The organism is Pedobacter namyangjuensis (assembly GCF_003313325.1).
Classification (GTDB): Bacteria; Bacteroidota; Bacteroidia; order Sphingobacteriales; family Sphingobacteriaceae; genus Pedobacter; species Pedobacter namyangjuensis.
In genome coordinates this window covers 26,148-47,892 of the sequence record NZ_QMHQ01000005.1, presented here as the reverse complement: position 1 = coordinate 47,892, position 21,745 = coordinate 26,148, and the positions used below count along the sequence as shown (strand labels likewise).

Genomic DNA, 21,745 nt, shown 5'->3' with positions numbered 1-21,745 from the left:
CTATAATTGGTTTTCTGCTAAGAGTTTTATATCCTTAACTTCTAAAATTTGCTTAGGATATCCATTAAAAACACTGTTGATCATAGCCTGCCCTACTTGCGCCACTGTACACGTATTATTCGGAAACAACAGCCTAAAAACTGGAAATAGCGCACTTATTATTTTATAGTAACCCTTTACATTTTTCTGACCTCTGGTGGGTTTCATCGCCCCTGGTCTAAAATTATAAACTTTTGCAAAAGGCAACTTCATTAATTCATTCTCTGCTTTTCCTTTAACCCTCGCCCACATTACGCGACCTTTTTCAGTGCTATCCGTATGGCTTCCAGAAACATGGCAAAATATCATTTTAGGATTATGTTTAACAAGAACATTCGCAAAATGCAAAGTAGTATCAAAGGTAATTTTAGTATAGTCAGCTTCTGTTAAACCATTTGAGCTAATACCGGCACAATAAAAACAAGCATCGTAATCTTTAAGCTGTTCAGTAAATTCATCTAACTTAAAGAAATGGGGTACTATCAATTCCTTGAGTTTAGGATGAATCATTTTCGACGGCCTCCTATTTACCATTAACACTTCGCTTACTTTATGGCTTGCCAAACATTCTAATATTACTCCCTCACCTACTAATCCGGTTGCACCGGTAACAATTACTTTAAAACCCATAGCTAAATATATAAGTTTCCATTTACATACTGCAGATTTTGGATGGCAGAAAAATACCTAAAAGTGAGTATTGCTTAAGCTCTAATTGCAAGTTAATTTTAGTTAACCTTTAAACAACTAAATTAATTATCATGAAACAAGCAAAAAAACTTTTATGGATTGCAATGGCACTACCGATGCTGGTTGCCAGTTGCGAGCTCTTTGAGCCTGTAGAGGAAGAGGAAGAAGAACAGAAAGTAGACAACAGTACCTACAGCTATTCTTTCACTTGTCCGTCGGGCACAAAAAATACCTTTCAAATTCCAAACCGATTATCTGCAGCCTGCAAGAAGAACTGGGAATATTACGCCAAAACTTACGCTTGCAACGAAGCCGATTATTTTGCGGAGGCTGAAAGACGTAAAAGATCTTGTCCATGAGATGGCTAATTTTAATTTTACTGTTTTTCATAACAGTTAAAGCTGATGCACAAATTAAGTTAAATTCTGGCCAATACACTACAGAAGACGGCTATTATACGGTAACCATAAATTTTAGTGGAGATAAGCTAACGCTAATTGAACCTAATACCACTTCTGTATACGAAAAGGTAGAACCTAACATCTTCAGATTTATACATCCTAGGAGTAAGACAGACTATAGGATAGAAATTATAGACCCAAACACTATACAAACTTTTAAACCTAATGTAAATAATAGTCGTTTTACAATTAAGCGTAGCAGTAGCGATGCAACAGCAAATAACGATCAATTTAAAAGATACTTCGCATTAGCAGAGCATTATAAGGCAAAAATGATAAGCGATAAAAAAGATGCGCAGCTTTGGTCTTTCTGTGCCGCCGCCGCAATGGCTCGTAGCAGTATGAATGAGGAAGGATTTGCTGATTATGCAGGCAAGGTAGCATCATCAGTTAAATTAATAATTGTTAACAAAGCAAAATGCCCCTGCGAAGATGCAATTCCAATAGCCATATGGAATGCAGCAAAATAATTAACTCCACGCACTCAAAAGCTCAGGCAGTTTGTCTGGGCTTTTTTATTTTAAAAAAATGTGATAACATTATAAAATGTAAAATTTATTAGTTTTACGGCATGCAAAAAAACATGCGTATCCTCAATTACTTATTGGCTTTACTTATAATTGCCTTTATTGCACTTACGGCTTTTGTAATACAAAATCCTTTTTCAGCGTTGGACCTAAATATATCTAAGCTTGTACAACAACATCATTCGGCTACGCTTGACAAAGTCATGTTAGGCATTAGTTTTTTTGGCGAACTACCATGGTCTTTGGTAATGGTTTTAGCTGTTGCAGGGGTATTTCTTGCTTATAAGCATCGCAGAGAAGCCTATTTTATAACGGCAATCTTATCATCTGGATTGGTTATTTTGGGTGCTAAACATATTTTCAACAGACCAAGGCCAACAGAACTGTATGTTCGTTTAGTTGAAATAAATCGCTTTCAGAGTTTCCCAAGTGGGCATGTTACTTCTTATGTACTGTTTTTTGGTTTTATGATTGTGCTGATGAAATACATGGATCACTTAGCTCCAATTACTCGAAAGATCATCACCTATCTTTCTGTTTTTTATATTATAACTATACCCGTATCTAGAATTTATTTGGGTGCACACTGGTTTACCGATGTAGCAGCAGGTTTTCTTTTGGGTTTAATCTGTTTATTTCCGCTTTGCTTTTTTTATTTAAAAAGAAACGGGGATAAAGCTATGCCTCATCCCCGTCATCTAAATTAACGCTCTCGTATATATAGACGCTAAGTTTTGCAGAATATTGTATCCAGATTAAATTATTTTATAATTATCGAATTTATTAGTTTCTGTTGGGCAGTTTTGTAGCTTTTTCCTTTAGCGCTAATAACAGAAATAGTATACATTTTTGCATCTACAAAAAAGTTTAAAAGCGCAGTATCAAATGACTCACCCTCAGCTTCGGTCGTCATTGTTATTTTATACGCAGGGTAACCTCTAAAAGTTGTAATTTCTTCGTTAGTCGGCTTGCTATTGCTACCTAATGCAATGCCGTTTTTTAACTTTTCGTAAGTCTCTTTCTTTTTTAATTCGGTTGCTAAAGTTTTGGCATCCAGCCCTAATTTAGAAAAATCAGTTAACATAACCATACATTTACCGGCGCTATCAATTTCGCCGTACCAAGCTTCCTTTCCATCAACATCTAACTTCTCTATTGGCGAAGGGAGTAAAAGCGACACTTTTTGATCGATGGCAATTCGCTTCCACTCTGTTTCAAATAGAATTGAAACTGGTAATAATAAAAGTATTATGATTTTGTTCATATCCTGATCAATTAAGAAACCAAGATAGGATTTTAAAAACTTCTAAAATAAAAAAGGCGGAGATGAAACTATCGTTTTATCCCCGCCAATCTAAATTAACGCTCTCAAATATATAGACGTTTAATCTGAAGCTTTATTATATCAACCTGAAAAAAAATAGAAATATTTTTCAGCAATGCAGAATAATTTACTAATTTTTTTAGCATATATTTGTATAATGTTATTTGCAGTTGTAGATATTGAAACCACCGGAGGCTACGCATCAGCGCATGGCATTACCGAAATTGCCATTAAAATACATGATGGCCAATCGGTAATAGATAGTTTTGAAACGTTGATTAATCCGCATCAATATATACCTACACACATTCAGGCTTTAACAGGGATAGACAACGAAATGGTTGCCGATGCTCCAGATTTTAGAGCAGTTGCCGACGAAATTTACAATTTGTTACGAGATAAAATTTTTGTTGCGCATAATGTAAATTTCGATTATTCCTTCGTTCGCCACCATCTTGAAGCTTGCGGTTACCAACTTAATACAAAAAAGCTATGTACTGTTCGGTTAAGTCGTAAAATATTTCCAAAACTTCCTTCTTATAGTTTAGGCAAGCTTTGCAATTCGCTTTCAATTACCTTAAATAACAGACACAGAGCTGGAGGCGATGCCGATGCAACAGCTATTTTATTAGGAATGCTGCTAGCTAACGATTCTGGTAATGTAATTAAGGATACACTTAAAAAAACATCTAAGGAACAAACCTTACCTCCAAATTTGGCTAAAAATGCTATTGATAAAATACCAAATACACCTGGCGTTTATTATTTTAAAGATGAAAAAGGAAAGGTAATATACGTTGGCAAGGCAAAACAGCTTAAAAAACGTGTTTGCACTCATTTCACGGGCAATAGCAACACGCAACAACGCCAGAACTTTTTAAAAGATATTTACAGTATAGATTTTGAATGTTGTGGTACAGAGTTGATGGCCTTTATTTTGGAAGCAGCAGAAATAAAAAAGCACTGGCCAGAAAATAACAGAGCGATGAAACGTTTTGAACAAAAATATTCGCTTTATTATTTCGAAGATCAAAAAGGCTACCTACGTTTAGGAATAGATAAATACCGGAAAAACGGCAGTGAGATATACAGTTTTAACAATTTGCTAGCAGGGCATGAACTATTAAGAAATGTAGCGGCAGAACATCAGCTTTGCGAAAAACTTTGTTTTATACAAAAACCGAAATTGGCTTGCACCAATCATGCTAGTGGAAACTGTGCCGGTGCTTGTATTGGCGAGGAAAGTGTAGCACTTTACAATTTCAGAGTAAAACGAGCAATTAAAGAGTTGCAAAATTTGCTACCATCATTTGCGTTAATTGATGAGGGCAGAAACGAAGACGAAAGAAGTTGTCTGTGGGTAGAAAAAGGTAAATTTTATGGAATGGGCTACATATCTAACTATAGTGACATAAACGATCTAGAATCCTTGAAATCTGCCATTGTTCCTTATCCTTCTAACGATTACATTTTAAATATGATTTTGGCGCATAGCGACCAATTTCCGCGTAAAATCATCTCATTAAATCAAAATCACATTTCAGACCTAGTTTAACAAATAAGTAAAAAATACTTTTTTATATCATTTTTGTACCATTAATTTCAATTATCGATTTGGTACTTTTGTAATATGAAAGCAGATATTCCTGTATATGACATCCAGAACTTTAAAGCCTACAAAAATGACGGCATTTTAGTTAGCAGGTTTCGTCATTATGCTTTGCAACACCAGCATTTACACAGCGCACATAGGCATAGCTTTTATCATCTTGTTTTTTTTACCGAGGGAACTGGAAATCAGCAGATAGATTTTAAAAAATTTGATGTTAAGCCTGGTCTCATTTATTTTATGATACCAGGACAAGTGCACAGTTGGGATTTTGAGACCGAACCCGAAGGCTACATTATCAACTTTAATAGTGATTATTTGAGCTCACTTCTCTTAAAACCAGATTACCTAGACGGCTTCAGTTTTTTCAGCGGCAGACCAGACCAACAAGTTTTGGTTCTAAGTGAAACTGTACAACAAGTGGCAATAAATATTTTTGAAGACATTTTAAAAGATGCCCAGAATGAAACGCCAATAAATGACGATTTAGTTAGAACGCTTTTGTTACGCTTATTTATTGAGATTGCCAGAGGCGAAAACAGCATTTTAGACAATGGCAATTCTTACAATCATACGTTACTGAAAAATTTCAAAACCTTAATTGAAACCAACTTTGCAGAGTTGAGATTGCCAAAACAGTATGCAAATCTGCTTTATATAACACCAAACCATTTAAATGCACTTTGTAAAGATTTATTGGGGACATCGGCTGGTGCATTAATTAGAGAAAGGGTTATCTTAGAAGCAAAGCGTCTGCTAATAAATCTAGATCTTTTAGTGTCGGAAATTGCAGGCAAGTTAAATTTCGAAGATCAATCTTACTTCATAAAATTTTTTAAAAAATACGAAGGCATCACCCCAGAAAAATTCAGAAAATTAAATACACATAACCATGGAAGCAGAAAAATCAAGTAACCAATATCACGTATCACAATGGGGTGCTTTTGTAAATTCAAAATGTCCACGTTGCAGGGTTGGAAGTGTATTTACTGGCGCTACGTATGGATTTAAAGTTCAGAAAATGAACGAGGTTTGCCCACATTGCAACCTTAAATTTGAACGTGAACCAGGATACTTTTATGTGGCTATGTTTGTGAGTTATGCCTTTAACGTAGCACAGATGATCACCGTTAGTGTTGCAGCATCTGTACTTGGTTTAGGATTAAGCTTTGAAAATCTGTGGTATTTCTTAGGCCTATTATTTGGCACAACTATTTTATGTGCACCATTTAATTATCGCTACTCAAGAATGGTACTGTTGTATTGGTTGTCTCCCGGTTTACATTACGAACCTGAAAGAAGCAAACCTGGAGCTTAATAAACAATGTAATAAGCGGTTGAATTTGCGTTTGTAGAAAAATTTGAAGATGCTGAACGCTGTTTAGAGTTCTCTTCCTTTTCTATTTGCTTTTCTGCTTTCTCTACCCTCTTCTCAACATATTTTTCTACAACTGGTGTTGCATGTGCACTTTTTGGCTCATCAACATGTTCGCTGTTTTTCTCGTTTTCTTTATTTGCCATATTCGGTATAACAAAGCACAGTTCGAAAAGGTTTTCGTAGGCACATATCTCAATGTTAAAAATAAAAACGGCCCGTAATTATGGGCCATTTTTATTTTAACGCTATTTAATTCCGAATGGACAAGAAAGCTATCTTAAAAGCAATAACACAGCTTTATCGCCGTCTCTTCATAGAAAAAACAAAGCTATTTGCTTTCTTTTAATACCATATCAATAGTAATGGCTGTTGCAACGATAGCAACTTTATTATTATTTTCAGCGTAGTTGGGGTCTATAGAAACATTGTATTTGTCTGCACTGGTAAAAATCTCTTTCATTGCTCCAGCCCATTTTTTAGAAATTTTTCCCATTTCTTGCCCTGCCGGCTTTTTAATATCGAAATTCCAAGCTTTCCAGTCGCCAGTAATTTGTGCAATGTTTTCTCCGGTAGAAGGATTGTTAATTAAAAATGTAGGTTTAAAAAATTTAAACTTTTGGGTAATATGCCCAATTTCAGTACCAGAGGGATCTGTAACGGTAATTTTCGACATCCAGAAAGTCCATCCGCGACTAATAGTTGCTTGTAATTGATCATTAGCATCGGTAATTTCTAACTTAAACGGCATCATAGCTTTATTAATCAGCAATGTTAAAGCTTTGTGCCATCCGCTCATGCGTTGCTTAATAATGCCAATTTGCACACCTTGCTCGTTATAAACTTTGTACTCGTTTGTAAATTTTAAGAAATTAACTTTCTCATCGATGAAGTATTCATCGCCCACAAAAAATGTTGGAATTAATTGACTCATTTTTAGAATGTTTTTAATGGTTTATGTGTAGCAAAAATAGAAAAATCAATCAATTTTAAGCTACGCTGAAGATATAAACCGTTATTAATTAAAGATGATTAACTTTGCTCCATAATTTTAACAGCTATTGGAGAAAATAGCTTAACTCTTAATTAAAAATGATAGAAATAGGAAAGTATAACGACTTAAGAATAGTTGCTAAAAACAGTGACGGTTTAAGCTTAAGCGATGGAGACAGGGAAATTCTATTACCTTATGCGGATGTGCCAAAAGGAATTGAAATAGGCGATAATATCAATGTTTTTGTTTTTGTAAATAAAGATGGTAATACTATAGCTACTACCAAGGAAGCTTTTGCCGAAGTTGAAAGTTTTGCCTTTTTGCGTGTGGTAGATGCAACCGATGATGGTGCTTATTTGGACTTGGGTATAGGAAAAGATGTTTATGTACCTAGCCGAGAACAAAAGAGGATGATGGAAATTGGCGAAAGTTATGCCGTTTACCTTTACCTTGATGAAAGTAATGGGCGAATGCTGGCTTCTTCTCGTTTAGATAAGTTTATTGAAGAAGAAGACTTTGAATTTGATGAAGGCGATGAAGTTGCGCTGATGATTAGCGAACGAACCGATTTAGGTTATAACGCCATTATTAACAATAAATATATTGGATTGCTTTACCACAATGAGCTTTTTGCAAACTTGCAACCCGGCGATTACAGAAAGGGCTGGGTAAAAAAAGTACGCGTAGAAGGAAAAATAGATTTAACATTACAACCTACCGGTTTTGGCCACATTTTAGAAACCAGAGATGTGATATTAAAAGAGCTTAAAGAAAGTGGAGGAAAAATTGCTTTAGGCGATAAAAGTACTCCAGACGAGATTTATGATAGATTTCAGATTAGTAAAAGCGCCTTTAAAAAAGCTATTGGAGGTTTGTACAAATATAGATTAATCACTATTAGCGATTATGAAATTAAAATTTTAGTAGACGAGTTTGCTGATTAAAATATTTATTTCGTTTTAGTTAAACTATTTTATAGAAATAAGCGTATTTAATATTGAGTAGAGTCTACTTAAGGGAGTTTTTTGTAAGGTGTGGTTCGTAAGAACTGCACCTTTTTTGTTTTTTATAAGTACATCAATTATAATTCTGTTAAAATAATTGAGGCTTTTATCCTGAAATTCTTATCTTCACTTCTTAATTTAATAATAAAGTAGTTATGACAGGTACAGTAAAATGGTTTAATGATTCAAAAGGCTTCGGTTTTATTACGCCAGAAGAAGGCGGTAAAGATATATTTTGCCACCATTCAGCAATCAAATCTTCAGGGTTAAGATCTTTACAAGAAGGACAACAAGTTGAGTTCGAAATTAAAGAAGGAAAAAAAGGACCTGAGGCTGAAAACGTAAAAGTAGTAGGATAAGTAGTAATATTTTTTATTTATTTATTTGATACAAAAAAGCCATCCATTTTAATTTGGATGGCTTTTTTTATTAATTGCAGTTAGCGAAACTTTCTTTAAGCTCCTTTAGCTTTGCCACTGCATTTTTTAATTCTTCGGGTGCTTTGCCGTACTCAAAAGTTACCCTTTTCTTTTTGCCATCTTGGCTTACCTCCACCCATTCGGCGCCTCCATCAGCACAATCTGGGCATCCTATAACCTCTTGTAATTTATCAAATTTATTTTTATCGATAGCGCCGGTAATGGTTTTAAATTCTTCATTAGTTATAACTTTCTCACAGGTTTTTGGATCTGGTATTTTACCATTCTTTGTTTTTGTAAAGGTTACTTTTGTTGTTTCAACTACAATGCTTTGCTTGCAGTAATTTACACACATGCCGAACGATGTACCGTAACTAACAATTGTACTTTCTTTAATACTTTGTGTTTTACACGCTAGTAAGCCAACCGTGGCTAACAACATTAGCGTAAATAATTTGGTTTTCATAGGTTTTGTTCTAGTTTAATTTATAAACAATTTGATTAGGTATTTTCAGCAGTTGTGTCAAATAACCAACATGTTGTACCCTAAATTAACAGTTAAAATTGCCTTTTAAAAATTTAATATTCATTTGCTTTTATTATTTTTAACATCCCAATTTGTTAAATTTTGTTCGCACTTTTCACTTACAAAACTCCACCGAAATTTTCGGCTGAGTTTAAAGAATATTATGGTTTCGCAAACCTTAAGCAAGTTAAGGTTTTAAGCACAACCCTGTTAATAATTGCTGGTTTAACCAGGGTTTTAGGTCTGTTGTTTTATGACGACGTTCAAAATATACGCAACTATAATGCACATTCGTTAGGCAATTGGATACAACTATCCGGTTCATTTATATTCTTTTTAACTAGTAGGTGGGCATTGCAAAAACCTGAAATCACAAGCAGAATGCGTCAGTATATAACCATTGCCTTTATTGTGTTTATCCTGCTAGTTTCCTTTGGCGTGAGTTATACCGTTTCTATGTACAACACTAAAAACACCTTAACAATGTTTTTAATTGGCATTGTGGTAGTTAGCTTGTTTTTTGCTATAGAACACAAGGAAATAATTATGATTTCTACTTCTGTAATTATAATCTTCATAATTAGCATGGTAATTCCGCGAATTAATTTTGAAGAGAAAATAATGAATGTAATAGCTTCCTTTGTACTGGCCTTTATTTTAATGTGCGCCAGCAGGTACAGCTATTATTTCAAATCGCAGCACTTTGTACAAGTTAAACAGCTTGAAGAGAAAAACTTAGAAATTGAGCGATTAAACATCCAAAAGAGCGAGATTTTAAGTTTTGTTGCCCACGATTTACGCAATCCCTTAAACAATATCGGCACATTAAGTAGTTTTATATTGCAGGAAAACGAAGAGAGCTTAGAGGCTAAAATGATTGCTGACTCTACCAAACAAGCTAAGGAAATTATAAATGATTTGATAGATGCTGTTAAGCACGAAGAGGCTATCTTGCAAACCGAACCCACCAACATTGCTAATTATGTAGAAGCCATAGCAGATAAATGGCGAAGAAATAGTAATAGAAACATTTTATTTGAAGCAATTGAAATAGATGTTATGGCAGCTATCAATTATTCGAAATTAGAAAGGGTAATGGACAATATAATTAGCAATGGCTTAAAATTCTCTGACATCGACACGCCGTTGAGTATTAGCGTAGGAAGACGAAACACCAATATTTGCATTGTTATTAAAGATTACGGCATTGGCATTCCTGATAAATTGCTGAAATACATATTCAATCAATTTACGCAAGCCGGACGACGAGGATTAAAAGGCGAAAAATCTGTAGGATTAGGTCTACATATATCTAAAAAGATCGTAGAACAACACAAAGGGCGATTAATTTTTAGCAGCATTGAAAATCAGGGTAGTACTTTTACCATTTTACTCCCATCCGCCTAAAAGTCTTCTTGGCTAGTGGCATAAAGGTTCTGCGCAAAATTCACTAAAAACAATTCCTTTTTAGCCCGGGTAACAGCAGTATAAAGCCAGCGCATAAAATCTAAATCAATCATCTCATCTGTTAGGTAGCCTTGATCTACAAAAACGGCATCCCATTGTCCGCCCTGTGCCTTATGGCAAGTTACCGCATAGGCAAATTTTATTTGTAAAGCATTATAATAAGGATCTTGCTTTATCGCTTCCATTTTATCGCGTTTTCTGGTTAAATGGTCGTAATCTAACATTAACCCTTCAAATAGCTGTTTACTTTTTTCGTAAGGAAGATTTGGCGTTTCGGCTTGTAAGGTATCTAAAATCACTTTACAAGTAAGCGTTCCAACTTCCGGGAAGTCCAAAAAATCCAAGTTTACTTCTGCAAATCTTAACCCGTAGCGCTCTTCTTCTTTACGAACTCTAACAATTCGAGCCATATCGCCATTGGCTATAAACGAAACTTTTTGGTTTTCGGGCAACCAGAAATAATTGTTACGCACTACCATAATTTGGTCGCCTCCACTTAATTCTTCATCTCTGTATAAAAGCCTAGATCTTATTTGGTTATTATAGATATTTGCCGATTTATTAGATCTACAGACTACCAAAGTATTCTCGATTTCGAACTTTCTATAAGCATATTCCAAACCTTCTACCAACTTAAGCCCTGTAATGCTAAAAGTATCTTTGTAGCTTTTTGTTAAAAATTTAGGCAGTAGTTTTTGTTCTTCATCGTAGTTGTTTATCAGCTTGCGCAACATAGTGGCATTGGCTAAAATTCCAGATTTTTTCTCCTGCCTAACAACTTCTTTCAACTCAACACCGGTAACGTTTAAGCCAAAATTATCTTTTAAATACTTTTCGTTTAATGCCGGACTTTCGATGCTGCCAACTGGGGGTAACTGGGCTGTATCGCCAACAAATAGAAGCGCACAATTTTTATCTTTTCCTAACGGATTTGGCTGAAAAACAAACTCAATCAAATCTTTAAGGAAAGAAGATCCGTTTTGCTGATTCCACTCGTCAGCAATCATCGAAGCTTCATCGACAATAAAAAGCGTATTTTCTGCTAAGTTTGGCGCCAGTTGAAAAGCCATTTCTGTAGACACCGCACTTCGCTTACGGTATATTTTTTTATGTATGGTTAAGGCTGTTCTGTTGGTATAATTGCTAATAACTTTTGCAGCCCTACCCGTTGGCGCTAGCAAAACTACTCGCATTTTAAACTGGGGTAATGCGCTTACTAATGCAGCTACAGACGTAGTTTTTCCTGTACCTGCGTAACCTCTCAAAACAAAACATCTGTTATCAATTTCGCTGGTTAAAAAAGATGCAACTTTATCGCAAAACTGTAATTGTTCTTTAGTAGGTTGAAAAGGATATGATTGGGCAATAATGTGGGCATTATCCATTTAGCAAAGATGCAATGGTAATGTTATAGAAAAAAACTATTTTTGCCAACATATGAGCAATAACAACAGCATCTTATTAATCGACCCAGATTTTGACCCAGCTACATCACTAAACTGTAGTTTAATTGTTAAAATGGGATACGATAGTTTTTCTTATGCGATAATTAATAAGGAGAAAAATAAAGTGATTGCTGTATTTGATGAGCAAGAATGCGAAGATGTTGTCAAAAAACTTACTGATAAAATAAAAACAGATAGTTATTTAGGCTTGAACTTTAACGATGTAAAAATTGCCAGCTATTCCGCTAATCTAATAAATATTCCTACTGAACTTTACAGCGAAGAAAGCTTAGAAGCGAATGCGCAATATTTTGCCGAACCTCATGACGGAAATTTACATGTACAAGCTCAGCCTCACTTCAAATTTAATAGCATTTTTGCTTTTGATAAAAAGACCAGCGCTATCTTCGAGAATTTCAAAGATGCAAAAATCTATCACGAGTCTGCCGGATTGCTAAATTTCGCTACTACTGCTACTGATGGCCTTTTTTTAGATTTTACCGTAGGCTCTTTTAGTGCACTATTTGTAAATGATAGCAAGGTGATTTTTCAGAAAAGTTACGAAATAGAAAATACCGACGAGTTTAACTACTATTTGTTGCTAATAAAAAACCAGTTACAGATTACCGAAGAAACAAGTATAAAACTAAGCGGAATCATTCACGAAAAAGATCAAAAGCATACTGTAATTAGCAAATATTTTACTAAAACAACTATGCTTTTACCACAAAGTGATTTAGCGCTCGAAGCATTGGAAGACATGCCATCTCATTATTACACTACTCTTTTAGCTATTTACAAATGCGTATAATCGGTGGCCGTTTAAAAGGCATACAATTTTTTGCCCCTACTAATTTGCCCGTTAGGCCAACCACAGATATGGCAAAAGAGGCATTATTTAACATTCTTTATAATAATTACGATTTCGAGGAGTGTGAAGTTCTGGATTTATTTACTGGAACAGGCAGTGTAAGTTTTGAGTTTGCCAGTAGAGGAGCAAAAAAAATAACTTCGGTCGACAAACATTCCGGTTGTATATATTGGATAAAATCTGTTATTGCAAAACATAATTTAGATGAAATTGAGCCGACAAAAGCAGATGTGCTTAAATTTTTAGAACAAGAAACCAAGCAGTATCAAATTATATTTGCCGATCCGCCTTACGATTTACCAAGTATTCAGCTTATACCAGAATTGGTATTTAAAAATAATTTATTGGCACCAAATGGGATTTTAGTAGTAGAACACGCTACCTACACCAAACTAAATCAGCAAAAAGGTTATACACAAACCAGAAAATACGGAAACTCTTCATTTAGCTTTTTCGAAAATCAAGAATAATACGTTGTTCATTGTTAGTTGTTTGTTTTTTGGCTCTCGACTCCGAACTATCGAATAATAGCTTTTCGAACTTTTAAATTTAACTCCTAAATTAAACTTTTAACCAGTAACTTCAACTATGAAAATTGCGCTATTTCCAGGTTCGTTTGACCCAATAACAATTGCCCACGTAGATATTTTGAAACGTGCTCTGCCTCTTTTCGATAAAGTTGTTGTAGGAATTGGATTAAACAGTTCGAAGCAAAATTTTATATCGGCAGAGAAAAGGGAAGAAATTGTTAGAACAATTTTTGCTTCGGCAGATAATATTGATGTACAACTCTACGAAGGTTTAACGGTAGATTTTTGCAAAAAAATTAACGCAAAATACATGATCCGAGGAATTAGATCGGCATCAGATTTTGAATATGAGAGAGCTATTGCACAAATTAATCAGACCATGATGCCAGAAGCAGAAACCATACTACTGCTAAGCAAACCCGAATATTCTGCTATCAGCTCTACCATAGTTAGAGACATTTTAAGAAATAACGGCGATGTTAGTCCGTTTGTGCCCAAAGAGGTAATTCAGTTTTTATAAATCTGAAAACCATTGACTAGTTTTTTTCTGTAAAGCAAAAGCGGCTTACTCCTTAGCGGTTGCCCTGCTTTACACTACAATGTTTTTGCCCTTCCGCTTTGCTCAGGTTGCAAAAAGGATTTCCATTGCAATCAGGTTTGTAAAACTCGGCTTGTACAGCTATGAGGGTTTACTTGCACAAGCCCAAAATAAATAGCCCTACTTGAAGCGGCATCTTTTGCATGCTTAACGCTGAGCGATAGCGAAGTAAAGCATGCAAAAATACAGCGTAAAGGAGGACTATCGTTAATAGTTATCTGGTATTGCGCTTCAAAAAAATTAGATCAGGCTATCAGCCCTCAATACATCTAAAATAGCAGGATAGGTATTGGTTGTTTTTGCGGGCACATTTAACGGAGCAACCCAAGCTGCTTCAGTAATTCCTTCTTCCGTTTGCGGCACAAGCTTAGGCGAATTTTTCACCGTCATTTTATACCAATTTGTACGTTTTAGAATAACTTTCTGTCCTAACTCGTACACATGATAAGTTTTGCATAATAACTTGTCTCTGGTTTCTACTTTAACGCCGCACTCCTCTTCAACCTCACGCACAGCAGCCACTTTAATTTTTTCTTCTTTTTCTACTTTTCCTTTGGGCAAATCCCACTTCTTGTTACGGAAAATAAATAAAAACTCGCCTTTGGCATTGCTAACCAACCCGCCAGCCGCCTTTATAACCGTTAACCTTTTCTTTATAGTTTTAAATGTTTGTTTAGGATTTAACGACTGTAGAAAGTAGTTATTAGATTTTGATTTTTTAAGGTTTTTATAAAATGTTAAAAAATCAAATCCCTCTGTTTCAAGTTGTTGAATTTCCCTTATTTGATTGGGCATTATATCTGCTATAAACAAGGTATTATCATTAATATAAATTCTGTAATTTTGGGCCATGTATAATAAAAGTGATATTGAATTAAAGGTAGCTGAATTTTTATTACAAATTAAAGCAATTAAATTACAACCTAATAATCCATTTACTTGGGCTTCTGGTTGGAAATCTCCAATTTATTGCGATAACCGCATAACACTATCCCATCCGTCTGTTAGAACTTACATTCGTCAAAAATTAGCGCAACTTATACAAGAAGAGTATGGTGCTGTAGATGTGATTGCTGGTGTTGCAACTGCTGGAATTCCGCAAGGTGTACTTGTTGCGCAAGAGCTTGGTTTACCATTTATTTATGTAAGAGCAAAAGCTAAAGAGCACGGTACAGGTAGCCTAATTGAAGGAGAAATTATTGAAGGACAACGTGTAGTCGTTATTGAAGACTTGATCTCTACCGGCAAAAGCAGTTTGCAAGCTGTTGACGCCTTACGTGCTGCTGGTTTATCTGTAGCTGGTTTAGTGGCTATCTTTACCTATGGTTTTGATAAAGCCGATGAAAATTTTGCAAATGCAAAATGTCGTTATTCTACCCTATCTAACTACAGTGCATTGATTGATTACGCTGCAGAGCACAGTTTTATTGCGCAAAACGATATCAAATTGTTAAGCAAGTGGCGTGAAAACCCTGCCGAATGGGGCACGGTTGTTGAAGGTTAATAGCTTTTTAAGCCTTAATAAAAACAAATATGACGATAATAGAAAGTACAGTTGAGCTTAATTTAACAACTGATAAGGTTTATGATTTTTTGGCAGATTTAAACAATCACCAACAATTGATGCCAGAAAATATTTATAACTGGTCTTCTACTGAAGACGAAGCAAGCTTTACCATACAAAATATGGCAAAGTTGGCTATAAAAATTTCTAGTCGTGTGCCTAACACAGAAATTGTTGCTATACCTACAGAAAAACCACCTTTTGATGTGGAATTAAAATGGACAGTAGAACAAAATGACAACGGCGGAACCATTGCTAAACACATTATTTCGGCAGATTTAAATATGATGATGAAAATGTTGGCTTCTGGTCCATTACAGAAATTGGCAGATCACCAAACAACGAAGTTGAAAGAAATTTTAGGATAAATTATAAAAACGAATTGCAAACACCTCTAAATATTCTAGAGGTGTTTTTTTATGCCTTTAATTCTATAACTTAGAAAAATCAACCTCAAGTTATGTTTTTAAAATTTGCTAAATCGCTACTATTACTTTCTGTGCCCCTATTTAGTTTTGCTCAATATGCAAACAACCTTAAAACAGAATATCTAATAAATCCACTTGGCTTAGATAGCCCAAATCCGCGTTTTACATGGCAAATGAACGATGATAGAACTGGGGCAAAACAAACAGCTTTTAGAATTTTAGTAAATACCGATTCTGTAGCCTTAGCACAAGGAAAAGCAGTACAGTGGAATACAGGTTGGTTGGCTACAAGCGAAAATCTAAAAACTTATTCTGGGCGGTTACTAAAACCTTTTACCAAGTATTTTTGGCGGGTTGATATTGCTGATCAAAACAAGGTAAAGTCTACCAAAGTAAAAATCGCCAGTTTTGAAATGGGAATGATGGATAGCAAAAATTGGCAAGGCGCATGGATTTCCGACAATCAAAATATCAATTTAAAACCGGCGCCTTATTTTAGAAAACAGTTTGAGACTACTAAAAAAATCAAATCTGCTCGTGCATACATTACCGCTGGCGGATTGTACGAACTTTCATTAAACGGAAATAAAGTTGGCAACCACAGAATGGACCCAACTTATACACGTTTCGACAGACGAAATCTTTACGTTACATACGATGTGACCAAACATTTGCAAAATGGCAAAAATGCTATTGGGGTAACTTTGGGTAATGGTTGGTATAACCATCAATCTACCGCCGTTTGGGATTTCGAAAAAGCTCCTTGGCGTAACCGACCAACTTTTTGCATGGATTTGCGCATAACCTACACCGATGGAACGGTTGAAGTTGTAAAGTCAGGCAAGGATTGGAAAACCGATTTAAGTCCGATAATTTTTAACAGTATTTATACCGCCGAACATTATGACGCAAGACTTGAGCAAAGCGGTTGGAATAAAATAAACTTCGACGACAGTAAATGGAAACGTGTAATTTACCGATCTGCTCCTTCGCAAAATGTGGTAGCGCAAGTATTGCACCCTGTACGGAATGTTGAAGAAATAAAAGCTAAAAGCCTTAGAAAATTTAATGACACCACCTATTTATTCGATTTGGGTAGAAATATTTCTGGGGTTAGCAAAATTACACTTAACGGCCCAACCGGTACCATTGTAAGATTAAAACACGTAGAGCGTTTATACGCAAACGGAAGAGCCGATATGTCAAACATTGATGTTCACTACCGTCCTACCGACGATAAAGACCCTTTTCAAACTGATATTATTATTTTAAACGGCAAAGGCGAACAAAGTTTCATGCCCTATTTTAATTACAAAGGTTTTCAATATGTTGAAGTGAGCTTGAGTAAACCTTTAAACCTAAAAAAGGAAGATTTAGTTGGCTATTTTATGCACAGCGATGTGCCTGTGGCTGGCGAGATAAAAGCTTCGGACACTTTAATTAACAAGATTTTTTACGCAACCAATAACTCATACCTTTCTAATTTATTTGGCTACCCCACCGATTGCCCGCAACGAGAAAAAAATGGTTGGACAGGTGATGCTGCCATAGCCGTTGAAATTGGTTTGTATGGTTTTGATGCCATTACCATTTATGAGAAATGGCTTGCAGATCATAGAGATGAACAACAACCAAACGGAGTTTTACCTTCTATTATCCCAACTGATGGCTGGGGTTATGAGTGGGGAAACGGCCCAGATTGGACTAGTACAATTGCCATTATACCTTGGAACATCTATCTATTTTATGGCGATAAAAAGTTGCTGGCAGATTGTTACGAAAACATTAAAAAGTATGTAAATCACATCGACGAAACCTATCCATCCGGTTTAACAAGTTGGGGTTTGGGCGACTGGGTACCGGTAAAGTCAAAATCGCCTGTTGAGCTGACTTCTACTTGCTACTATTATGCTGATGCGGTTATTTTAGCCAAAGCCGCCAAAATTTTAGGTAAAACCGATGATTATAAAAAGTATACTGCACTTGCAGAGAAAATAAAAACAGCTTTCAACAACAAATACTTAAATAAGCAAACTGGCATTTACAGTAATGGTTTGCAAACAGAACTAAGTGTCCCTCTTTTTTGGGGCATAGTGCCCGAAGAAAATAAAGCTTTAGTTGCCGAAAACCTTGCAAAACGCGTGGAAGCAGATGGTTTTCATTTAGATGTGGGTTTGCTAGGAACAAAAGCAATCTTAAATGCATTAAGCGAAAATGGACATGCGGATCTAGCTTATAAAATTGCTTCGCAAAGGACGTTTCCAAGTTGGGGTTGGTGGATTGCCAATGGTGCAACAACACTTTACGAAAACTGGCCTATCGATGCTAAATCAGATATTTCTATGAACCACATTATGTTTGGCGAAATTGGTGCTTGGCTTTATAAAGCTCCAGGCGGCATCAAGCCGGATGAAAACGAACCTGGATTTAAACATATTTTACTGCAACCTCATGTTGTAGAAGGTTTAGATCATTTTGAAGCTTCCCACGATAGTCCTTACGGAAAAATTAAATCAGCTTGGAAAAGAATTAAAGGCGGTGTTAGGTATGAAATTTCAATTCCGGCAAACGCTAGTGCTAGCATACAGTTAGATTTGGTTAGGGACATTGCAACTACGCTGAACGGACGAAACATTACGCCTGGTTTAATTAAACTAGACGCGGGAAAACATGTAATTGAGCAAAAAGGGAATTAATTTTCTGTTGGCTGAAACCAATGGAAATCGAAATAACATCTACGGCAAAATTGGCTGTTAAAATCTTAATTGTTAACAGCTTTAGTGTTTAGATGCCCAATTGGGTATGAAGAGCCAGTACAAATTAGATTTAAAAACATTTATTTGGCTTTTGCAAAAGCCTAAGAGATACTGGCTTTGTAATATAAACCTTATTGAAGTGAATGCCGATTCTTCATCGGCTGCAACGGAAAGAAGGACTACATAAGCCAAGAACTACTAACATTGTTTTTCAAATCTTTTTCAATCAGCCAAAATTTCAGTATAAACCACTTATTTACAGTCATTTAGTCTTATTAAGTCAATACCGACAGACAAAATTTCCGATTCTTTAAGCAAAATACCTGTGGCATTTGTTTTGAATAAAAGCAAAATATGAACTTCAACAACTTTACAATTAAAGCACAAGAAGCTATACAAAAGGCTTCTGAAATAGCGCAGGGCAATCAGCAACAAGCTATTGATACAGCGCATTTATTAAAAGGTTTGCTTACGGTTGATGAAAACGTGGTTTCTTATGTGCTGAAGAAACTAAATGTGAACCTAAATTCGGTTGATCAAAATTTAACCGCATCGATACAAAAATTACCAAAAGTTACTGGTGGCGATGTTTATTTATCGTCGACCGCCAATTCGGCTTTGCAAAAAGCACAATCGTACCTGAAAGAATTCAAAGACGATTTCGTTTCTGTTGAGCACTTGCTTTTAGGCTTATTAGCAGTAAACGATACAACCGCCAAATTACTTAAAGAGCAAGGCGTTAACGAAAAAGATTTAAAAAAGGCTATTACCGAACTTCGTGGAGATAATAGAGTTACCGACCAAAATGCAGAGGCTACCTACCAAGCTTTAAGCAAGTATGCAAGAAATTTGAATGAGTATGCCGAAAGCGGAAAGTTGGATCCGGTTATTGGCAGAGATGAAGAAATTCGTCGTGTGATACAGATTCTGTCTCGTAGAACGAAGAATAACCCGATCTTAATTGGCGAGCCAGGTGTTGGTAAAACAGCTATTGCCGAAGGTATTGCGTTTAGGATTATAAAGGGAGATGTTCCGGAAAACTTAAAATCAAAAACCGTATTTTCTTTGGATATGGGCGCTTTGATAGCCGGTGCAAAGTACAAGGGCGAGTTTGAAGAGCGTTTAAAAGCGGTGGTGAAAGAAGTTACGCAAAGCGATGGCGACATTATTCTATTCATAGACGAAATACATACTTTAGTTGGTGCCGGTGGTGGCGAAGGCGCAATGGATGCCGCAAACATTCTTAAGCCCGCATTAGCCAGAGGCGAGTTACGTGCAATTGGTGCAACTACGCTAGATGAGTATCAAAAATATTTAGAGAAGGACAAAGCCCTAGAGCGTCGTTTTCAAAAGGTGATGGTGGAAGAACCAGATACGCAAGATGCAATCTCTATTTTACGTGGCTTAAAAGAACGTTACGAAACGCACCACAAAGTGAGGATTAAAGACGAAGCTATTATTGCGGCGGTAGAAATGTCTCAACGATATATTGCCGACCGTTTTTTACCAGATAAGGCTATCGATTTAATGGACGAGGCAGCCTCTAAGCTACGCATGGAGATGGACAGTGTGCCCGAAAACGTAGATGCTTTAGACCGCGAAATTATGCGTTTAGAAATTGAACGTGAAGCCATAAAACGCGAAAAAGACGATAAAAAAGTTAAAGAGCTTTCTGAAGAAATTGCCAATCTATCGGCAGAGCGAGATGAGTTTAAGGCCAAATGGCAAGGTGAAAAAGATTTAGTAGATGGTGTAAACAGCCAATTGGAACAAATAGAGGCTTATAAATTAGAAGCTGAACAGGCAGAACGTGCCGGAGATTATGGTCGCGTGGCTGAAATTCGTTACGGAAAGATTAAAGAGGCAGAGGAAAAGGTAACGGAGTTGAAGGCAAAGTTGGAAAGTCAGCAGAGCGAAAGCAGAATGTTGAAAGAAGAAGTTACTGCTGATGACATTGCTGGTGTGGTGGGCCGTTGGACTGGCATTCCAGTTACGAAATTGATTGCTAGCGAACGTGAAAAATTACTGAATTTGGAAGACGAATTGCACAAACGCGTTGCCGGACAAGATGAAGCAATTGAAGCAATTTCTGATGCCATTCGCCGCTCAAGGGCTGGCTTACAAGATAAACGTAAACCAATTGGCTCTTTCATTTTCTTAGGTACTACCGGCGTTGGTAAAACAGAGTTAGCAAAAGCATTAGCAGAGTTTTTGTTTAACGACGAAAATGCCATGACTAGAATTGATATGAGCGAGTATCAAGAACGACATGCCGTTTCGAGATTGATTGGTGCGCCTCCAGGGTACGTAGGATACGACGAAGGTGGACAATTAACGGAAGCTGTTCGTAGAAAGCCGTATTCGGTTGTGTTATTGGATGAGATTGAAAAAGCACACCCTGATGTATTTAATATTTTGTTACAAGTATTAGATGATGGACGTTTAACTGATAACAAAGGTCGTGTGGTGAATTTCAAAAACACGATTATCATCATGACTTCAAACATAGGTGCACATTTAATTCAAGATAATTTCAAAAAATTAGATGATGAAAACCGCGATGAAGTGATTGCAAAAACCAAAAATGAATTGTTTGAAGTATTGAAACAAACTATTCGTCCCGAGTTTTTAAACAGAATTGACGAGTTGATTATGTTTACGCCATTACAGCGAAGCGAAATTAGAAATATTGTTGATTTACAATTTAAACAAGTACAACAAACATTAGCCGAAATGGGTATTACTATGGAGGCCAGCACGGAAGCGTTGGATTGGTTAGCAGAGTTAGGTTACGATCCGCAATTTGGTGCAAGACCATTGAAAAGAGTGATTCAAAAACGTATTCTAAACGAATTATCGAAATCTATCCTAGCGGGAAAAGTTGATAAAGACAGTAAAATAAAATTGGATATGTTCGATCATCAGTTTGTATTCTTGAATGAGAATAACTAGAAAGCTAGCGCTAAACAGATAAACGCCTATTAAGCATCCATGGTAAACATGGATGCTTTTTTTTGCCCCTTACCTTTTATTGGCACGAACTCAAAAACATTTATCACTGTAAAACAAAAAGTTATCGCATTTGCAGATTTAACAAGCTATTGTATTTTCGCTTAAT

23 protein-coding genes are annotated in these 21,745 nt (G+C 36.0%); 16 read left to right on the top strand and 7 right to left on the bottom strand.

Annotated features, from left to right (window positions below):
- Entirely contained in the window at positions 1 to 669 is a 669-nt protein-coding gene (locus DUT69_RS17805) for an NAD-dependent epimerase/dehydratase family protein (RefSeq protein ID WP_113654633.1), read from the bottom strand.
- Positions 670 to 800: 131 nt separating this feature from the next.
- Here DUT69_RS17805 and DUT69_RS17800 point away from each other — a divergent pair, with 131 nt between their 5' ends.
- The 3 genes from DUT69_RS17800 to DUT69_RS17790 all read left to right on the top strand — a co-directional run bounded on the left by DUT69_RS17800 (position 801) and on the right by DUT69_RS17790 (position 2,424).
- Positions 801 to 1,088, top strand: coding sequence for a hypothetical protein (locus DUT69_RS17800; protein ID WP_113654632.1), 288 nt, complete (start codon positions 801 to 803; stop codon positions 1,086 to 1,088).
- Complete coding sequence (locus tag DUT69_RS17795) at positions 1,085 to 1,660, top strand: hypothetical protein (RefSeq protein WP_113654631.1); 576 nt, start codon at positions 1,085 to 1,087, stop codon at positions 1,658 to 1,660. The genes DUT69_RS17800 and DUT69_RS17795 overlap by 4 nt, the downstream gene beginning before the upstream one ends.
- 113 nt (positions 1,661 to 1,773) lie before the next feature.
- Positions 1,774 to 2,424, top strand: coding sequence for a phosphatase PAP2 family protein (locus DUT69_RS17790; protein WP_162796354.1), 651 nt, complete (start codon positions 1,774 to 1,776; stop codon positions 2,422 to 2,424).
- Positions 2,425 to 2,477: 53 nt separating this feature from the next.
- Here the strand turns inward: DUT69_RS17790 and DUT69_RS17785 are convergent, their stop codons facing one another.
- Positions 2,478 to 2,981 carry a hypothetical protein gene (locus DUT69_RS17785; protein WP_113654629.1) on the bottom strand — a complete coding sequence of 168 codons (504 nt, stop codon included), beginning with the start codon at positions 2,979 to 2,981 and terminating at the stop codon, positions 2,478 to 2,480.
- Between the two features lie 217 nt (positions 2,982 to 3,198).
- Between DUT69_RS17785 and DUT69_RS17780 the strand changes: the two genes are divergently transcribed.
- From DUT69_RS17780 to DUT69_RS17770, 3 genes are all read left to right on the top strand, one after another.
- Entirely contained in the window at positions 3,199 to 4,596 is a 1,398-nt protein-coding gene (locus DUT69_RS17780; RefSeq protein ID WP_113654628.1) for an exonuclease domain-containing protein, read from the top strand.
- 75 nt (positions 4,597 to 4,671) lie between these two features.
- Positions 4,672 to 5,565 (top strand): AraC family transcriptional regulator, encoded by an 894-nt coding sequence (locus DUT69_RS17775; protein ID WP_113654627.1) that lies wholly within the window; start codon positions 4,672 to 4,674, stop codon positions 5,563 to 5,565.
- The gene (locus tag DUT69_RS17770; protein ID WP_113654626.1) at positions 5,543 to 5,968 is read left to right on the top strand and encodes a DUF983 domain-containing protein; all 426 of its coding nucleotides are present in this window, start codon (positions 5,543 to 5,545) and stop codon (positions 5,966 to 5,968) included. Before DUT69_RS17775 ends, DUT69_RS17770 begins: the two co-directional genes overlap by 23 nt.
- Here DUT69_RS17770 and DUT69_RS17765 read toward each other — a convergent pair.
- Positions 5,965 to 6,171 carry a hypothetical protein gene (locus tag DUT69_RS17765; RefSeq protein WP_113654625.1) on the bottom strand — a complete coding sequence of 69 codons (207 nt, stop codon included), beginning with the start codon at positions 6,169 to 6,171 and terminating at the stop codon, positions 5,965 to 5,967. The two genes, DUT69_RS17770 and DUT69_RS17765, sit on opposite strands and share 4 nt — an antisense overlap.
- Positions 6,172 to 6,356: 185 nt before the next feature.
- The gene (locus DUT69_RS17760) at positions 6,357 to 6,959 is read right to left on the bottom strand and encodes an LURP-one-related/scramblase family protein (protein ID WP_113654624.1); all 603 of its coding nucleotides are present in this window, start codon (positions 6,957 to 6,959) and stop codon (positions 6,357 to 6,359) included.
- Between the two features lie 158 nt (positions 6,960 to 7,117).
- Here DUT69_RS17760 and DUT69_RS17755 point away from each other — a divergent pair, with 158 nt between their 5' ends.
- Together DUT69_RS17755 and DUT69_RS17750 are read left to right on the top strand one after the other, a co-directional pair.
- Positions 7,118 to 7,963: a CvfB family protein gene (locus DUT69_RS17755; protein ID WP_113654623.1), complete on the top strand. Its 846-nt coding sequence runs from the start codon at positions 7,118 to 7,120 to the stop codon at positions 7,961 to 7,963.
- A 215-nt stretch (positions 7,964 to 8,178) separates the two neighbouring features.
- A complete protein-coding gene (locus DUT69_RS17750) occupies positions 8,179 to 8,382 on the top strand; it encodes a cold-shock protein (RefSeq protein WP_113654622.1) in 204 nt (67 codons plus the stop codon).
- A gap of 70 nt (positions 8,383 to 8,452) precedes the next feature.
- Here DUT69_RS17750 and DUT69_RS17745 read toward each other — a convergent pair whose 3' ends face one another.
- On the bottom strand, positions 8,453 to 8,908 hold the full coding sequence (locus DUT69_RS17745) for a hypothetical protein (RefSeq protein WP_113654621.1): 456 nt from the start codon (positions 8,906 to 8,908) through the stop codon (positions 8,453 to 8,455).
- A 162-nt stretch (positions 8,909 to 9,070) separates the two neighbouring features.
- Between DUT69_RS17745 and DUT69_RS17740 the strand changes: the two genes are divergently transcribed.
- Positions 9,071 to 10,375 (top strand): sensor histidine kinase, encoded by a 1,305-nt coding sequence (locus DUT69_RS17740; protein WP_113654620.1) that lies wholly within the window; start codon positions 9,071 to 9,073, stop codon positions 10,373 to 10,375.
- On the opposite strand, the gene DUT69_RS17735 is transcribed toward DUT69_RS17740, so the two are convergent.
- Complete coding sequence (locus tag DUT69_RS17735) at positions 10,372 to 11,820, bottom strand: ATP-dependent DNA helicase (RefSeq protein WP_113654619.1); 1,449 nt, start codon at positions 11,818 to 11,820, stop codon at positions 10,372 to 10,374. The two genes, DUT69_RS17740 and DUT69_RS17735, sit on opposite strands and share 4 nt — an antisense overlap.
- Before the next feature lie 52 nt (positions 11,821 to 11,872).
- Here DUT69_RS17735 and DUT69_RS17730 point away from each other — a divergent pair, with 52 nt between their 5' ends.
- From DUT69_RS17730 to coaD, 3 genes are all read left to right on the top strand, one after another.
- Positions 11,873 to 12,691 carry a DUF3822 family protein gene (locus tag DUT69_RS17730; protein WP_113654618.1) on the top strand — a complete coding sequence of 273 codons (819 nt, stop codon included), beginning with the start codon at positions 11,873 to 11,875 and terminating at the stop codon, positions 12,689 to 12,691.
- Positions 12,682 to 13,221: an RsmD family RNA methyltransferase gene (locus DUT69_RS17725; protein WP_113654617.1), complete on the top strand. Its 540-nt coding sequence runs from the start codon at positions 12,682 to 12,684 to the stop codon at positions 13,219 to 13,221. Before DUT69_RS17730 ends, DUT69_RS17725 begins: the two co-directional genes overlap by 10 nt.
- A 118-nt stretch (positions 13,222 to 13,339) precedes the next feature.
- The gene (gene coaD / locus DUT69_RS17720; protein WP_113654616.1) at positions 13,340 to 13,801 is read left to right on the top strand and encodes a pantetheine-phosphate adenylyltransferase; all 462 of its coding nucleotides are present in this window, start codon (positions 13,340 to 13,342) and stop codon (positions 13,799 to 13,801) included.
- A 318-nt stretch (positions 13,802 to 14,119) separates the two neighbouring features.
- Here the strand turns inward: coaD and DUT69_RS17715 are convergent, their stop codons facing one another.
- Complete coding sequence (locus DUT69_RS17715) at positions 14,120 to 14,674, bottom strand: NUDIX hydrolase (RefSeq protein ID WP_240186756.1); 555 nt, start codon at positions 14,672 to 14,674, stop codon at positions 14,120 to 14,122.
- Positions 14,675 to 14,729: 55 nt separating this feature from the next.
- Here DUT69_RS17715 and pyrE point away from each other — a divergent pair, with 55 nt between their 5' ends.
- The 4 genes from pyrE to clpB all read left to right on the top strand — a co-directional run bounded on the left by pyrE (position 14,730) and on the right by clpB (position 21,579).
- Complete coding sequence (gene pyrE / locus DUT69_RS17710) at positions 14,730 to 15,383, top strand: orotate phosphoribosyltransferase (RefSeq protein ID WP_113654614.1); 654 nt, start codon at positions 14,730 to 14,732, stop codon at positions 15,381 to 15,383.
- Between the two features lie 29 nt (positions 15,384 to 15,412).
- Complete coding sequence (locus DUT69_RS17705) at positions 15,413 to 15,811, top strand: SRPBCC family protein (protein ID WP_113654613.1); 399 nt, start codon at positions 15,413 to 15,415, stop codon at positions 15,809 to 15,811.
- 92 nt (positions 15,812 to 15,903) lie between these two features.
- The gene (locus DUT69_RS17700) at positions 15,904 to 18,567 is read left to right on the top strand and encodes an alpha-L-rhamnosidase (protein ID WP_113654612.1); all 2,664 of its coding nucleotides are present in this window, start codon (positions 15,904 to 15,906) and stop codon (positions 18,565 to 18,567) included.
- A gap of 414 nt (positions 18,568 to 18,981) precedes the next feature.
- Positions 18,982 to 21,579, top strand: coding sequence for an ATP-dependent chaperone ClpB (gene clpB / locus DUT69_RS17695; protein ID WP_113654611.1), 2,598 nt, complete (start codon positions 18,982 to 18,984; stop codon positions 21,577 to 21,579).
- Positions 21,580 to 21,745 lie beyond the last annotated feature (166 nt).